Origin of the sequence: Longispora fulva (genome assembly GCF_015751905.1) — a bacterium.
GTDB classification, from domain to species: domain Bacteria; phylum Actinomycetota; class Actinomycetes; order Mycobacteriales; family Micromonosporaceae; genus Longispora; species Longispora fulva.
The window spans coordinates 5,070,001-5,084,973 of sequence record NZ_JADOUF010000001.1 but is presented as its reverse complement, the minus strand read 5'-3'; the positions used below and the strand labels follow the sequence as shown (position 1 = coordinate 5,084,973).

Sequence of the window (14,973 nt, the reverse complement as noted above, 5' to 3'; positions counted from 1 at the left end):
CCGGCTGGAGCGTGTAGCTCAGTGGGAGAGCATCCGCCTTACTGGCGGAGGGTCGGGGGTTCGAAACCCTCCGCGCCCACCCAGTTTGACCAGGGCCTCTACATCGCAGGTAGAGGCCCTGGCCTATTTTTTGCCCGTTTCGTTGGGCTATGCATGGAGTGAGTAGTTGGCTGCACGGTGGCCGCGTACCGTATTTGATACGGGCTGAGTGGAGTCAATTGAACTACTCAAGTTCGGCTGGCGCGGCAATGGCGCGGCCCCCGTGCCAATATTCAAGGTATGGCCGAACGCGATTCCCAGCCCGTCGAGAACGACTACCGGCACCTCCCGCCCCGGATCCGCCCCGAGGACATGATCGAAACCCAGGCGACGGACCCGCCGAACGAGGACGTCTTTCCCGAGGGCTCCGTGGCCAGGTGGACCATCGGGAACGTTCCTACCGGCTTCTGACTCAGACCCGTGCTGTCATAACGCCAGCTGGTAGCGGGTGTACTCGTCGAACGTGGCGACCGCCGCGAATCCGAGTCGCCGCAACACCGCCACGCTCCGGTCGTTGCCATGCGTCACCCCGGCGAAGAGGTCGGTGGCCCTCAGGCTGACCCGGGCGTACTCCGCCACGGCCCGGCCGGCCGCCGTCGCGTACCCGTGGCCGACGTGCCCGGCCCCCAGCCAGTACCCGAGGACGTAGTGCGGCGGCTTGACCGGGTTGAGGTCGATTCTGCCGATCAGGGTGCCGTTGAGGCGCAGCCCGTAGTGCAGGTTGTCGTCGTCGGGGGAGGCGAAGTAGTCGAGGATCTCGGTGCGGGTGGCCGCGACCTCCTCGGCGTAGTCGGGCCCGAGGTGGTCCCGGCTGGCCTGGAGTAGCTCGAAGTACGCGTCGGCGTCGGCCACGCCCAGCTCGGTGAGGACCAGTCCGGCGCGGTCGGTGGTCAGCGGGGGCAGGCTCATGGCTGTCGAACCTATGGGGCAGCCCGGACGTCGGCAAAGCGATTTCCGGGGTGCGGCGCGCCCGAAATGGGTAACATGAAGGAGATTTTTTGGGAGGTGCTGGCGATGCGCATCGTTCGAGGCACGGTCCTGGCGGGGTTGGTCGGCACGGCCACCTGGCTCGGCGTCATGATGCTCTGGCAGGTGCTGGCCGGCAAGCCGGTCGCGCACGTGTTCACCCCCATCGCGCACACTTTCCGCAAGAGTGTCGCCCTCGACGGGCGGGCCGGCGTGTCCACGGTGCTGGTCGCCGTCGTGGCCGTGTTCGCGGTGACGATGGTGTTCACCATGGCGCTTGAGGTGATCGAGTCGCAGCGGGTGGCCGGCAGTGGGCCGTGGATGGTCGGCGGGGCCACGATCCTGGCCGGGGTGTTCTGGGTGTTCACCCACATGTTCGCGTGGAACGCCGCTGACCCGACCGCCGCCGACCACCTGTCCAAGGGTGGGGGCTGGCTCGCGAGCATCATCACGGGCGCGGTGGTCGCCACGGTGCTGCTGCCGGCGCGGCTGCCCGACGAGCGGTTCTTCACCACCGACCCGACCTCGGGCGACTCGATCGACACCAGGCCGCTGCCGCACTAAAGTCAAGATCAACACCTTCGGACGGTTACGGAGACACCTGCCCCGGTCCTGTCGGCCGGGGCCTGGGCGTGCGACCGAAGTAGTACGCCGCCCTAGTCAGTCCAGATGACCCGGCCCCCGGGTGGTTCCCTCCCCGGGGGGACGACTGGCGGGCGGGTGGCTCCTAGTCTCACAGGATGATCGATGACCGCATCCCGCCCTCCAATCGGCGGTGGACCCTCGCAGCGGTCGTGGCGGGCCTGGGCGGCGTGTCCCTCGTGGTGGCGGGCTGGTCGTTGCGGGGCTGGCAGATCGCGCCGGACCGCGACAAGCTCGGCGACGCCGACTGGTGGCTGGGGATCGTGAGCCACGGGCTGGCGCATCTCGCGTTCGGCAAGGTGGGCTTCAAGGTCGCGCTGGCGGCGGTCGGCCTGACGATCGGGCTGGTCATGTGGCTGCGCCAGCGGCGGAAGTCCTGAGTGCTGTGTCCAGTGTGTCCGCAGGTCTTTCTTTTGCCCGAAGGGGGTGGTTACAGTCGCGGGACATACATCGAACGGGAGGAATGCGTGTCTCGTCTATGGCGTTCGCTTCTCGCCGCCGCCCTGCTCCTGGGGCTGGTCAGCCTGCCCCGACCGGCCGCGGCCGCCGAGGGTGACATCCTGGCCAGGCTGAAGGCTGTTCCCGGTCTCACCGTGGTCTCCGAGGTGCCCGTCGCGGCACCGCACCGGTTCTTCATCCTGACGTTCCGGCAGTACGTCGACCACAACAATCCCTCGCTCGGGACCTTCGAGCAGCGGTTCACCCTGCTGCACCGCGACACGGCCCGTCCGATGGTGCTGCACACGTCCGGCTACAACGTGACCACCCGGGCGTTCCGCTCCGAGCCGACCCAGCTGTTGGCCGGTAACCAGATCTCCGTCGAGCAGCGGTACTTCACGCCGTCGATCCCCGCCAACGCCGACTGGTCGAAGCTGAACATCTGGCAGGCGGCCACCGACCACCACCGCATCGTCAGCGCCCTGCGGAAGATCTACACCGCGAAGTGGGTCTCCACCGGCGCGAGCAAGGGCGGGATGACGTCGGTCTACCACCGGCGCTACTACCCGAACGACGTGGACGGCACCGTGGCCTACGTGGCCCCCAACGACGTGGTGGCCGACAGCGACGCGGCGTACGACCGGTTCTTCGCCAACGTCGGCACCCCCGAGTGCCGGGCGGCCCTGGACGCCGTGCAGGTCGAGGCGCTGCACCGCCGGGCGACCCTGGAGCCGAGGCTGGAGGAGTGGGCCGCGGCGAACGGGCGCACGTTCACGACGGTCAGCGGCCCGGACCGCGGCTATGAGTACATGGTGAACAGCGCCCAGTGGGGCTTCTGGCAGTACGGCGGGCTGTCGTTGTGCGCCAAGGTGCCGGCGACCACCGCCAGCGACGACGACCTGCTGTCGTGGCTGGACGACTGGGGCGGCCTGGACTCCACCACCGACCAGGGCCTGGCCCCGTTCACGCCGTACTACTACCAGGCCGGCACCCAGCTGGGCTACCCGCTGATCCAGCTCGACCACCTCAAGAGCCAGCAGAAGTACCGGTTCCAGGACACCCCGCGCAACATGGTGCCCGCCGACATCCCGATGTGGTTCCAGCCATGGGTGATGCTGGAGATCGACCAGTGGGTGCAGTTCAAGGGCAGCCGGCTGCTGTTCGTCTACGGCCAGAACGACCCGTGGGGCGCCGAGCCGTTCAAGCTCGGCCCCGGCTCGAAGGACTCCCTGAGCTACGTCGCCCAGGGGGCCAACCACGGCGCGAACATCGCGAAGTTGACCGCCGAGGAGACGGCCACGGCCACGGCGGCCCTGCGCCGCTGGGCCGGCTACACCCCGCCGGCCACGCTGGCCGGTGAGCACATCCCGTCGCTCGACGACTGGGACCCGACGATGGACCGGACCCTGAACCCGGTCCGCTGACCTGACCGGCGGCCCCCGCCCGACGCCCGGTGTGCCGGGAAGGCGGGCGGGGACAGGGGCGCGGCGCGCGGACCGAGGTCCGCGCGCCGCTGGTCTTTCCGTTGGCCGTCAGCTCTTGGTGAACTGCTGGGTGCCGAGCGCGTTCCAGCCTGACCAGTTGCCGGTGCCGGTCTTGAAGCTGTGGTACATGATCCCGTTGGTGCCGACCCCGAACACGTCCTCGGAGTTGGCGGCGGCGTTGTAGAGCAGGCCCGGGCTGCCGGCGAACGTGGCGGCGTAGGAGGGGGTGCTCCAGTTGCTCCAGCTGCTGGTGCCGGATTCCGAGTGGTACAGGTAGCCGTCGGTGCCCACCCCGAAGACGTCCTCGGTGCCGGTGGCGGAGTTGTAGGCGATCACCGGGGCGCCGACGAACGTGGCGGTGTTGCGGGGGGAGGTCCAGTTGGTCCAGGCCCCGGTGCTGGAGTCCGAGTGGTACATGATGCCGTCGGTGCCGACCCCGAACACGTCGGACCTGCCGGTGGTGGCGTTGTAGACGGCGGCCGGGCTGCCGGCGAAGGTGGCGGTGTCGGCGGGGGTGACCCAGTTGCTCCAGCCGGTGGCGGTGGAGTAGCGGGTGACGTAGTAGTAGGCGTTGGTGCCCTTGCCGAAGACGTCGACGGTGTGCCCGGTCGGGTTGTAGACCGCCGCCGGGCTGCCCAGGAAGGTGGCGGTGTTCGGCAGGCCGGACCAGTTCGACCAGCCGGCGCCGGCGTTCCAGGACTGGTACATCAGGCCGTCGCTGCCGATCGAGTAGACGACGACGGAGTTGGTGTCCGGGTTGTAGACGGACGTCGGGTTGCCGACGAGGGAGACGTTGGTGGGCAGCCGCAGCCAGCCCGACCAGCCGCCGGCCGGGGTGTACCGGTTGTCGTACATGATGCCGTCGGTGCCCCGGGCCACCACCTCCAGGCTGTTGGTGACCGGGCTGTACACGACGGTCGGGTCGCTGGCGAATGTCGCGCCCGGCAGGCTCGCCCAGCCGCTCCAGACTCCCGGGGTCGTCGACCAGGAGTGGTAGACCAGCCCGTCGGTGCCGACCCCGAAGGCCTCGTCGGAGTTGCCGGCCGTGTTGCGGACCACCCTCGTGTTCCGCACCGACGCGGTGGGGGCCGAGGTGGCGATTTTGTTGTACCGGTATGCCTTGTATTCGTTCTCGGGGTGGCTGTCGATCATGGTGTCGGTGATGGAGGCGTGCGATACGAAGTGCACCGGGGTGGCGCCGAAGGCGTAGTAGGAGTAGTGGACGTGGTCGGCTTCCCAGGCGTTGAAGAGGATCACGTGGTTGTAGTAGCTGTCGAGGATGTCGCCGGCCTGCAGATTGGTGCGGGCGATCTCGGTGGAGATGTTGGGCAGGCCCTGGGTGCTGGGGTCGGTGTCGAGGTGCCAGGCCATGTCGACGAGTCCGGAGCAGTCCCGGCGGTAGTTGCGGTCCCCGGTCGGGCCGGGTGAGCTCGCGCCCTGGTTGTAGTCGCCGGGCTGGTGGTCGACCCAGTACTGGGCGCGTTCGATGATCTCCGCGCGGCTGATGGTGCCGCCTGCGGTGGAGGTGAAGGCGGCGTGTGCCGGGGTGACGGCCGCGAGCAGGGTGCCGCTGAGGGCGGCCGTGGCGGCGAAGCTGGCGAGCAGGCGTCGGGTGAGGGCATTCATCGAAATTTGTCCTTTATGGAGGGGGAACTTGGGCGTGGTGGATCGCCGGCCGCCGCCAGTGGCGGGGTCGGAACGGGTGGAGCTTGGTGAAGCGGGTGGTGCTGGTTCTGGTCAGCCGCCGCAACCGGGCAGGTGGGCGGCGACGTCCTCGGGGGTGAATCCCTCGCAGTAATGCGCCGAGCCGACGGTGAGAGGGGTCCAGTGCCGGCTCGCGGCGTCGTAGCCGAACAGCACCCTCGACGGCTGGTGGTTCTCGTCGACGATCGTTCCGGCCGAGGCGAAGCCCGCGTAGCAGACCGGGTCCCGCAACGCGGCGGGGTTGCCGGACCGGGAGTACATGCCGCCGGTGCCGGACTTCAGCGCCGTGAACAGAACGTCCGTGGTCGCCGGGCAGCCGGAGCCGGGGGCGGAGCCGGAGTTGGAGCCGGGGGCGGGGGCCGCGGCGGAGGTTTGCGAGGGCGTCGCGGTGCGCGGTGCGGACGACGTCGGGGTGGTCGGTCGCGGCGCGCCCGCCAGCGGGGTGCCCGGCAACGGCGTGCCGGGCAGGGCCTGGGCCGGCCTGTCGGTGCTGGTCGTCGTGGCGGGCGCGTCGGCCCGGGTCGTGGAGCCCGTGCCGCAGCCGGCCGCCGCCGCGCAGACGGCGAGCCCCGCGAGGCCGAGCGTGAGGATTCGCTTCATCGCTGAGGGGTGTCCTTGTCGTGGAGGTGGGTGAGGCGGGCTGGTTGGGCATCGAACCTGGGCACGGCCGATCCCCGTGCGTGCGCAGAGGATTGGTGGTACTTCGCGGTGTTCAGCTCCCTTGTGGAGCATTCCCTCCGCTGAGAACGACTCTGCCTGGTGTCCGAGGGGAAGTCACCACCTCTGACCTGGCACCAAGCTGCATGACACCTTGGTGCCAGTCCCCTCGAGCGTCGACCGCCGGGCGCGCGATCCGCGGTGTGGAACGCCGGGGCAGGTGGCGGCCGGGTTCTTGGGCGGAGCCGGTCCGCGCGGCGCTGGGCGGGCTCACTTGCCCGACGACGTCGTGTCGCTCGGCGCGGGTGGCGGATCGGTGTCTGGGTCAGTCCTGAGGCCGGGTGGGTCGCGCTACCGGCGAGCCCCTGGGGGAGGCGGCTCGACGTCGCGATCGCGGCCCCGGCCGCCGGGCCCGGGTTGTTCAGTCCATAAGAGATGGTGTGAGGTGCCCGACGGGTTCAGCCAGCGCACAGGGCCGGCCGGTCGTCCCGGTCAGGAGCGGCGCGCGGCTCGCCGGGCACCACTACCGGTTGCGGCCGTGGGCGCGCGCGGCATCGGGTGGGCCGGGTGCCGGCCGTGAGGGAGACGCTCAGCTCGGGTCGTAGATCCGCTCCGCGTAGGCCGGCCCGTAGTACTCCTCCAGCTCGGCCATGCTCTGGTCCTGCCGGTGGATGGCCTTGGCGATCTCCGCCGAGGTGGGCGCCTCCCTCTCGGCCCACTCCTCGGACCGCCACAGCCGCCCGCGCAGGAACGCCTTCGGGCAGTGGAAGAAGATCTGTTCGATGTCGACGATCATGGCCAGCGCCGGCCGGTGACCCCGGACGACCATCCGGTCGAAGAACGGGGCGTCGCTGACCAGCCGGGCGCGGCCGTTGACGCGCAGGGTGTCGGAGCGGCCTGGTACCAGGAAGAGGAGCCCGACGTGCGGGTTGGCCAGGATGTTGAGGAATCCGTCGGCGCGCCGGTTGCCGGGGCGTTCGGGGATGGCGAGGGTGCGCTCGTCCAGGACGAGGGCGAAGCCGGGCGGGTCGCCCTTGGGGGAGACGTCGCAGTTGCCGGCGGCGTCGGAGGTGCCGACGAGGCAGAACGTGGCCGCGGCGAGCCAGGCGCGGTGGGTGTCCTGGAGGGTGACGCGTTCCTTGCCGACGGCGGAGGGCTGCGGTTCGCCGAGGAGGGCTCGTAGCTCCGCTTCCGTGGTGATTTCGGACAATTTCTCCCCCATTCGTGGATCTTCGGCCAGCCTAGTGACCCGTTGCGGGCTTCTCCGTGACCTGGGTCTCGCCCTAGGGTCAGTACATGAACCTGGAGCTCCGGCATCTGCGGGTGATTTGCGCGATCGCCGAGGCCGGCAGCGTCACCAAGGCCGCCGCGGTGCTGGGTCTGGCCCAGGCGGCGCTCACGGCGCAGCTGCACCGGATCGAGGGCGCCCTGGGCGGGACGCTGTTCGACCGCGACCGGCGCGGCGCGCGCCCCACGGCCCTCGGCGAGCTGGTGCTCGCCCGGGCCCGGGTGCTGCTGCCGGCGGTCGAGGGGCTGCGTGAGGACGCGGCCCGGCTGGCCAGCGCCGCGGTTTTGGAGCGGTACCGGATCGGTGCCGTCAACGGCCCGATCCTCGGTGGCCTGGTGCACCGGCTGGCCGCCGAGCAGCCCGACGCGCGGATCACGACTCTGCCGGCGTGGTCGGCTGACGAGCTCGCCGGCATGGTGGCCGGCAGCAGGCTCGACTTCACGTTGATCGGGGTGTGCGGGGACGCGTCTCCGCCGAGCAGTCAGGGTCTGGAGTGGCGGCAGATCGCGTTGGATCCGGTGTTCGTGCTGGTTCCCGACGCGCATCCGGCGTCGGGCTGGTCGGAGGTGGAGCTGGCGGAGCTGTCCGACGCCCGCTGGCTGGCCACCCCGGGCGACGGCTGCTTCTCCGACTGTTTCGCCGCGGCGTGCGTGCGGGCCGGGTTCACCCCGCAGGAGATGTACGAGACGGACCTCGCCGGCTGCTATGACTTGGTGTCTGCCGGTGACGCGGTGGCGCTGTGCCAGCCGACGTTCCGGGTGGTCCCCGGGGTGTCCGCGGTGCCCTTGGCCGGCGTGCCGTTGCGGTGGCGGCACGTGCTGGGCTGGCATCCGGACTCGCCGGCCGCGGAGATCGCCGAGCGCGTGGTGGCGCACGCGGCGGCCGCGTACGCGGAGGTGGTGGGGCGCAGCGCCGCGTACCAGGCGTGGCTGGTCGCGAATCCCGGGTACGGCCCGTCGGCGACGCCAGTGGTATGACCCAGCTGGTATCTATCTCCGCTGATCCGTTCTGGTTAGCCTTTCCTCACTGCCGACCACGGCTTCCTGGGGATGGAGAACAGCATCATGAGGACGACAGTGACGACCGGCCCCGCACCCCTCACGGGGCCGGTCACCGCGCCACGGCTCGACGTCGGCTTCGGCGGCGGGTACTGACGCACCGACCGTGGCGCCCCTGCCGCCGGAAGGCGGAAGTCGATCCAGGTCTCGTCAGCCTCTGACCTGGACAACTATGGCCTGGGTGCCGGGAAGATTCAAAGTTGCGCACGCATTTGACATGCCCACTTTCTGGAACCTCTCAATCCGCCCTATGCATTCCTTGGTTTACGGATCTCGTCGGAGGCCCTGGTTTGCCCGCGCCCAGCGAGCGAGGATCGCGCGGGTGGTGAGGGTGTCGGGGTGGTCTGGCCCGAGGACGCGGACGCGGTCTGCGAGAAGCGCTTGGAACCCTTCCACTGCCTGGGCTACGTCTCCGGCCGCAGCCTGCCAGTAGGCGAGGTTGTGGCGGGTGGTGAGGGTGTGGGCGTGGTCTGGCCCGAGGACGCGGACGCGGTCTGAGAAGGGGACTGTAAAACCAACGGCTCTGTCGCGAATTCTGTGGTGACGGATAGTGATCGTCGTCGTTGACCGTGTCTCACCCCGCCGACTGACCAGCATGATCCTCACCCGGCCCGACGCCCTCAGCGACGACCAGCGGCAACTCCTCGACGAGCTCACCACCGCCTGCCCGGAGATGATCGCCCTGGCCAGCCTGATGGGCTCCTTCGCGGCCCTGCTCACCCCGGCAGAGCGTAACGCCGGGCTCCTGCACGCCTGGATCGTCGACGCCAGGGCCACCGACCTGCCGCACCTGCACGCCTTCACCCGCGGCCTGGACTTCGACCGCCGTGCCGTCGGAGCTGCCGTCACCCTCCCATTCCACAATGGTGGAACGGAAGGCGTGAACACGAAGACGAAACGGATCATGCGCCAGATGCACGGACGCGCCGGATTCACCCTCCTCCGCCACCGGATCCTCCTCGGCTGACCTCACCCACCGTCACCACCGAATTCGCGACAGAGCCGTTGGTTTTACAGTCCCAATGTCGGGGCTCGTTGGTGAGTGTCAGGTTTCAGTCGGTGCTGTCGATGGTCTATACGGTGTCCAATAGGCAGTGCCCTCCCTACGCGTTCGTCTCGCCGCCGCCATCACAGCGTGGAACAAGCCTCACGCGTCCCACTCCTCCAAGGCAACACCAGCAGCCCGGAGGCCATCCAGTCGAACCCCCTCGGGGGCGCGGCCCCCACGAGTACTACGCCCCCGGCCCCGCCCCGAAAGCCAAATGCAGGTCGAGTTGGCGCCTGGTACGCAACTGGAGATCCCAACGGACCGCAGCCAGAAGATCGCCGCCTTCGGAGGGGCGGCAGCCTCCCTGGCCAGCTTCGCCGCCGTCATCGTCGCCATCTTCACTCTGACATCTACGAGCAACGCCAACCGCGAACAGCAACATCTTCAAGAACAAGGCCAATTCACCGACCGGATTGGACGAGCCTTCGAACAACTCGGCTCTGACAAGATCGACGTACGTTTCGGTGGCATCTACGCACTCGAACGCATCACCCACGACTCACCGGACGACCAACCCACCATCATCGAAGTCCTCAGCGCCTTCATCCGCCAGCACAGCCCCCACACGACGCCTGCCCCCGCCCCGCAACCCAGCGCCGCGCCAACTGCCCAGCCCGCCACGGACATTCAAGCGGCGCTCACCGTCCTCGGCCGCCGCGATCCCACCAATGATAAGAAGGCCCGAATCGACCTCAACCATGCAGACCTCGGCGGCGCGGAACTAGACGGCTCGTACCTGGCTTATGCAGTCCTGAACGGCGCGAACCTAGCCGGCGCGCGTCTGAACCACGCGAACTTGACCGGCACGGGTCTGAACGACGTGAACCTGGTCGGCGCGTCCTTATTTTTTGCGGACCTGAACCATGCATACCTGGGTGGTGCGGATCTAACTGGTGCGTACCTAACCAAAGCAAACTTAACCGGAGCGAACCTGGTCACCGCGAACCTAACTGGCGCGTTTCTGAATAAAGTGAACTTTCGGGGCGCGATCCTGGGCGTCGCGAACCTCACCGGTGCATTTGTGAGCGAAGCAAATCTGACCGGCGCGAACTTGATCGGCGCGGACCTTAGTAACGCGAACTTGACCGATGCAGATCTGACCGATGCAGAACTGCGCAACGCGAACTTGACCGGTGCGAACCTGAAAGGCGTCCGGGGTCGCGTGATTCCCTCCCCCGATCCTTCGACTCCGATAACTGGTCATACACCTTAGCCTGACGCCCAGCCGGAGGGACTGTGAGAAGTTGGGGACTGCGCCCGGTTTGGTTGACTCCGGACGTGATTGAGCCCGGGAGCCAGTTGGCTACGGACGACGCTGTCTTCCCGGACATGCCTGCGTCAATCGTCGTGTGGCACGGACTGCTGACTGCGATAAAGCATCTGCGGTTTTCTGTGACTCCTACACCGCGACTGCCTTGATCTACCCGGCCGCGTACTACACGGTGTTGCGTTCAGCGCTTATGGGTGCGACTCAGGCTCTGTTGGTACTGCAGCTACGCCGGGCCTACCTCAAGAACGGGCTCTCCTGATCGCGGCGGAGAGCCTGGTCGAGGCCAAAAAGCTAGCCAATGCCTCACGGCAGCTTCCTGGTGTCGCCGTCGCTGAGCTGGACCGAGCGGTGCGGCAAAAGGAAAGTCAGATCGCCAGATCTGCCGCCATAGCGGCGCAGATTGGGGTAGCTCGATTCGATGTGACGAAGAAGTTGTTCAACATGACGGAGCTGGTCGCCGAGGTTGGCAGGGTCGTGTTCCCAAGCGATCCGGTGTCGCGACACGGATTGGAGGTGCTGTGGACGTACCAGAGCGCGCATGCCCACGGAACGCTGTACGCACGCCAAAGGCAAGTCGCGGGGTTGCCGGCCCGCACGCCTCAGGGTGTACTGCTTGGCCGTGCGAGAGCAAGTATCGGGGACCTGGTGACCCCGGCGGCGGCCGCAGCATTGCTGGTGAATGAAGCCTGGAGACGCTACGGCGAGCTCAGCACGACCTAGCTTGGAAACGCCCCGAGAAGTGACCCAATCCTGTCGTTGTCGTTGGTCTCTATGGATGCGGTGTAGACGGTGCTGGGGCGGGGCCTGTCGGTGGTGGGCTCGGGCTGCTGGTCCTTGTCGGCCCCGTCGAGAGAGACGGGTTCGGCGAGGGCGGTGTACAGGTTGTTGCGCATGTTGACCCTCCGGTCGGAGCTGATGGCGAGTTGGTTACCGGTTGCCTCTGGGCTGACGGTGAAAGGCCAGACAATCGCGAGGAGCAAAGCGGCGAGGACCGCCAGGTAGACCGCGTCCCGCATGACCGCAGTCGAGTACGTACAGCTTCTTCACCATCTCGGCCCAGGCATACGCCGCAGCTAAGGACGGCAGCACCGGGTGGGTGCCATGGGCAAGGTGCTGCGTGTCTGTGCGCCCCAGTCGAGCTTGTGAGGTGGCGACGGAAGCTGCACCGCCGATGGCCAAGATCGCCAGAGCGAAGCTCGCCCTCGACGGGGGCCGCAGGGCCGCGAACTCTTTACCGGTCGCGAGCGGCAGGCAGCCTCGCCGCAGGCTAGGTAGTGGCCGACTGAACCGTTGCGCCGTTGAAGACGCCGAACTCGCTCTCGAAGGCGGTTCGGATGACCGTAGGGATCGGTGGGGGCGGGCCTTGCCAGTAGACGAAGGTGTAACGCTGTCCCTTCGTCGGGTGATACAGCGTCCCAACCGTCAAGGTGACCGAGGCTGGGTCGGCGCCAGCATCGATGGCGTGTTGATGACGGATAACGCAGTAGTCTGCGACCAGCGCGTTGAACCTTGCCGCGCTGTCGTCCGAGCCCTCAGCGTCGTGTTCGAACATGAAGGCTAAGCGGTCGGCACCGTTGGGGTCGAGCGTGATGAAGCTGCGGGGGCTCTTCGTCTCAACCATCTGGAAGAAAGTCTGGGACCACTTCCGGCCGATCCTGACCCGGCCAGTGATGGGCACCCGGTCGAGTTGCTCCACCGGGAGGAGATAACCGTCCTCCGTCCAGCCGGTAGCACCGGTCCCGTCGGCGACCTTCGCGATCAACCTGTCGAAGGTGGCCACGTACCCCAAGTCGCGCCCATCAAGTTCCGCGATCGGCAGTGTGGGGAACGAGGTCAGTGACCGCCCTGCGTGCACATCTGCTTCGGACAGCAGGCGGTACCGGTCGGCCTCTCGGCCGAGTGGCACGGATACGCCGCTGGCCAACGCGCGCCGTACGTAGTCGATGACGCCGTAAGTGGACCGGATCATCGAGTGAAGCTGGCGCCAGTCGGTCAAGGAGAGAAACAGGGTGTCCGTGGACGCTGGGAAAGAAACCACCGGGTCATCGGGATGACTGATGATCACGACAATGGGCCACGTCTCCGCGTCAGGAACCTCACGTTCGTAGCCACGAAGTGACCGAACACGGACGGCATTCGATCGCAGCGACGCTCGGGTGCCCTGGCCTTGCCGCTGGGCTGCAAGCCCGTTCTTTCGGCACCACCCCTCTGCTTTCGCTGGGAGATCACGCCCCGACGTAAACCGCCCCTTCACCTGCAAGATCAGGCCATCGGTCCCGGCGATGAGGAGGCCGTCACTGATTTCTCTGACCGCCTTGCCCTTGCTGACGTGCTCGGGTCTGTAGACGAAGTCTGGAACGCCGAGCAGCCCGGCGACGGAACGTGCCTCCGCCTCTTTGAGGGTTCCAGGGCTCGACTCGGCCATTTGGAGATTATCGCCCATGAGGGACGAGTGGCCAAGCGTGCGTCAATCCAGATGCTTGACGTGAGCGACGAAGTCGCGACCCCGGCATGGGCTCCAACTCTCCGCGACGACGCTCGGCCTGAGTGGGGGTAGCGGATATGTCGCTTCAACGACAAGACGCCGGCCCATATGGGCCGGCGTCTTGCGCTATTTGCTGGTGCCCCGACAGGGCTCGTACCTGCGCCTCAGGGCAAATCAAAACCGGCCGTGACGGTGAGTTGATCACCGTTCACAGACCGCTGTTGTAGATCTGCAGTGTGCCCCCGGGAGGAGATGGACCTGCGCCTAGTGATTCGGGTATCAGGGCATGTCGGGGCGTAAAGCGCTCGGACGTTGCTGTGTGGCTGGGGTATTTGACCTTGAGTGATATTGCGCAGGTTCGTAGCGCTGCTGAGCTCCGGATCGTGTGCTGGTCGAGGGCCTCCGGCGGCTGTCGAGGCTCAAGCGGGGTGCCGGGCTGGACCTGCAACTTTGATCGACCGAGCGCCCAGAGGAGCCGGGAGAGGCAACGGGTTACGGGGTGGCCCACCGGGTGCTGGGGTCGAACCAGCCGTCGTCAGGAAACCAGGCGATGCAGCGTCCCAGTGGATAGGACCAGACCCAAAGGTGAGTGATTTCGGCGGGCAGTTCGGGATGCTCGGTGGGTAGTTCGCGGTAGTCGTCGCTCAAGGAGTGGTAGGCGGCCCACGGGGTGCTGAACGATGCTCCGACGAACGCGTGCCGTTCTTCCGCGTTGGTGGCTGCGAGTTTGCGTCGCACGTCAGCCTGTTGTGTGCCAAACAGGAACTGCGTCAACCATTCTGTGAATGCGGTCCAGTTCAGTTCGGCAGGGCCGCCCGTGCCCTCGCCGTGGATCAGGATCTTCCCGTCCTCGTCCGGCTGGACCTGCCGCGACGCAAGTTGCACAACCCCGAGCGAAGCCAGATCGCGTACCGCGTCCGAGGCGTGGCTTTCCAGATGCTGCTCCCAGTGGACGATCTCGAACAGCGCGCCGGACTGTTGAACGGCGAGGAGCTTGTTGGGTAGGGCCTTGGTCAGGTTGCGCAGCTGTGCCCTGGCCGACAGGGTGACCCACCAGATGCGTCCGAGGGCAGGTGCTGGGATCTGCTGGTTGTTGCGTACGGCGCTGACCATCGCCGAGTAGTCGCGGTCAATGTCGGTCACCACCTCGGCAAATCCTGCGACACCGTCGCGGTAGTCGATTCTGAGGTCGGCCATGCCGTTGACGCTGTTGTCGTCTTGGATCACCACGCGCTCACCGGTGAACCGGGCCATCACCCGTGCGGCGGCGTACTCGAAGTCACCGAGGTGACCGCGCGCGGCGCGATCACGCATCGACGCAGTGCGGCAGTCAATCGGATACCCCGGCTGGTAGTCGTGCACGAACGAACAATACGTCTATGGGAGCGCACGCCGAGGGGAGGGATTGTGAGACGGGACGGGCGTCAGGGGCTCGAGCGGACTGCGGTGTCGGACGGTTCCGGTTGAGGACGCGGTGCGGGATCTGCTAGATCCGCCCGCGAACGTGGGCGACCTGAGTCGCCCGCGCCCGTGGCCCTTACGGGCCGAAGAAGGTAAGGATGACTTTCAGGAACTGGATCACTAGCTCGTAGAACTTGATCCGTTCGGTGCTCTTTGTGGCCCCCACCCCCTTTCGTAGGTTGAACGGTCGATGGACCGGCAACCTCCGCCTGGGAGTTCCGGGGCTCCTGGCCCCGGTGCCTAACTTCACGGGACTCCTGGCCCCGCACCTCAAGTCTAGGCTTTATTGCGCAAATCGGATCGCGCTTGGAGGTGCGATGACCCTACTGGCCGGGGCTCTCCCCGCAGACGATGATCAGGCTGGTGATGTAGTAGCCGCCTTCGCTGCACTGGGCGGCGGCGCATGGCGTGTTGACGGTAGGCGTGTACACGC

Annotated in this window: 15 protein-coding genes, 1 tRNA gene and 1 pseudogene; 8 read left to right on the top strand and 9 right to left on the bottom strand. The window is 67.3% G+C overall.

The window, feature by feature from the left end; all coding sequences use genetic code 11:
* The first annotated feature begins 7 nt into the window (after positions 1-7).
* Both IW245_RS22690 and IW245_RS22685 read left to right on the top strand, forming a co-directional pair.
* Positions 8-79 (top strand) — tRNA-Val (locus tag IW245_RS22690).
* A 200-nt stretch (positions 80-279) separates the two neighbouring features.
* The gene (locus IW245_RS22685) at positions 280-450 is read left to right on the top strand and encodes a hypothetical protein (protein ID WP_197005188.1); all 171 of its coding nucleotides are present in this window, start codon (positions 280-282) and stop codon (positions 448-450) included.
* A 15-nt stretch (positions 451-465) separates the two neighbouring features.
* Here the strand turns inward: IW245_RS22685 and IW245_RS22680 are convergent, their stop codons facing one another.
* Positions 466-948: a GNAT family N-acetyltransferase gene (locus IW245_RS22680; RefSeq protein ID WP_197005187.1), complete on the bottom strand. Its 483-nt coding sequence runs from the start codon at positions 946-948 to the stop codon at positions 466-468.
* Positions 949-1,053: 105 nt separating this feature from the next.
* Between IW245_RS22680 and IW245_RS22675 the strand changes: the two genes are divergently transcribed.
* The 3 genes from IW245_RS22675 (at position 1,054) to IW245_RS22665 (ending at position 3,509) form a co-directional block, all read left to right on the top strand.
* On the top strand, positions 1,054-1,569 hold the full coding sequence (locus IW245_RS22675) for a hypothetical protein (protein WP_197005186.1): 516 nt from the start codon (positions 1,054-1,056) through the stop codon (positions 1,567-1,569).
* 176 nt (positions 1,570-1,745) lie between these two features.
* Positions 1,746-2,027 (top strand): hypothetical protein, encoded by a 282-nt coding sequence (locus IW245_RS22670; RefSeq protein WP_197005185.1) that lies wholly within the window; start codon positions 1,746-1,748, stop codon positions 2,025-2,027.
* A gap of 87 nt (positions 2,028-2,114) precedes the next feature.
* Positions 2,115-3,509 (top strand): S28 family serine protease, encoded by a 1,395-nt coding sequence (locus IW245_RS22665; protein ID WP_197005184.1) that lies wholly within the window; start codon positions 2,115-2,117, stop codon positions 3,507-3,509.
* Between the two features lie 108 nt (positions 3,510-3,617).
* On the opposite strand, the gene IW245_RS22660 is transcribed toward IW245_RS22665, so the two are convergent.
* The 3 genes from IW245_RS22660 to IW245_RS22650 all read right to left on the bottom strand — a co-directional run bounded on the left by IW245_RS22660 (position 3,618) and on the right by IW245_RS22650 (position 7,152).
* On the bottom strand, positions 3,618-5,195 hold the full coding sequence (locus tag IW245_RS22660) for a PLL family lectin (protein ID WP_197005183.1): 1,578 nt from the start codon (positions 5,193-5,195) through the stop codon (positions 3,618-3,620).
* Positions 5,196-5,306: 111 nt separating this feature from the next.
* Positions 5,307-5,873 (bottom strand): RAD23 family protein, encoded by a 567-nt coding sequence (locus tag IW245_RS22655; protein WP_197005182.1) that lies wholly within the window; start codon positions 5,871-5,873, stop codon positions 5,307-5,309.
* Between the two features lie 646 nt (positions 5,874-6,519).
* Entirely contained in the window at positions 6,520-7,152 is a 633-nt protein-coding gene (locus tag IW245_RS22650; RefSeq protein ID WP_197005181.1) for a pyridoxamine 5'-phosphate oxidase family protein, read from the bottom strand.
* A 74-nt stretch (positions 7,153-7,226) separates the two neighbouring features.
* Between IW245_RS22650 and IW245_RS22645 the strand changes: the two genes are divergently transcribed.
* Positions 7,227-8,195, top strand: coding sequence for a LysR family transcriptional regulator (locus tag IW245_RS22645; RefSeq protein ID WP_197005180.1), 969 nt, complete (start codon positions 7,227-7,229; stop codon positions 8,193-8,195).
* Positions 8,196-8,540: 345 nt separating this feature from the next.
* Here the strand turns inward: IW245_RS22645 and IW245_RS22640 are convergent, their stop codons facing one another.
* Positions 8,541-8,873: a tetratricopeptide repeat protein gene (locus tag IW245_RS22640; protein ID WP_197005179.1), complete on the bottom strand. Its 333-nt coding sequence runs from the start codon at positions 8,871-8,873 to the stop codon at positions 8,541-8,543.
* Between IW245_RS22640 and IW245_RS22635 the strand changes: the two are divergent.
* Both IW245_RS22635 and IW245_RS22630 read left to right on the top strand, forming a co-directional pair.
* Positions 8,848-9,243, top strand: a pseudogene (locus IW245_RS22635) (transposase); the annotation flags it as partial. The gene IW245_RS22640 and the pseudogene IW245_RS22635 sit on opposite strands and share 26 nt — an antisense overlap.
* Positions 9,244-9,538: 295 nt before the next feature.
* Positions 9,539-10,537 carry a pentapeptide repeat-containing protein gene (locus IW245_RS22630; RefSeq protein WP_197005178.1) on the top strand — a complete coding sequence of 333 codons (999 nt, stop codon included), beginning with the start codon at positions 9,539-9,541 and terminating at the stop codon, positions 10,535-10,537.
* A gap of 360 nt (positions 10,538-10,897) precedes the next feature.
* On the opposite strand, the gene IW245_RS22625 is transcribed toward IW245_RS22630, so the two are convergent.
* From IW245_RS22625 to IW245_RS22610, 4 genes are all read right to left on the bottom strand, one after another.
* Complete coding sequence (locus IW245_RS22625) at positions 10,898-11,134, bottom strand: hypothetical protein (protein WP_197005177.1); 237 nt, start codon at positions 11,132-11,134, stop codon at positions 10,898-10,900.
* A 176-nt stretch (positions 11,135-11,310) separates the two neighbouring features.
* Positions 11,311-11,610: a hypothetical protein gene (locus IW245_RS22620; protein WP_197005176.1), complete on the bottom strand. Its 300-nt coding sequence runs from the start codon at positions 11,608-11,610 to the stop codon at positions 11,311-11,313.
* A 251-nt stretch (positions 11,611-11,861) separates the two neighbouring features.
* Positions 11,862-13,019 (bottom strand): hypothetical protein, encoded by a 1,158-nt coding sequence (locus IW245_RS22615; RefSeq protein ID WP_197005175.1) that lies wholly within the window; start codon positions 13,017-13,019, stop codon positions 11,862-11,864.
* A gap of 552 nt (positions 13,020-13,571) precedes the next feature.
* A complete protein-coding gene (locus IW245_RS22610; protein ID WP_233473202.1) occupies positions 13,572-14,441 on the bottom strand; it encodes a hypothetical protein in 870 nt (289 codons plus the stop codon).
* Between the last annotated feature and the right edge of the window lie 532 nt (positions 14,442-14,973).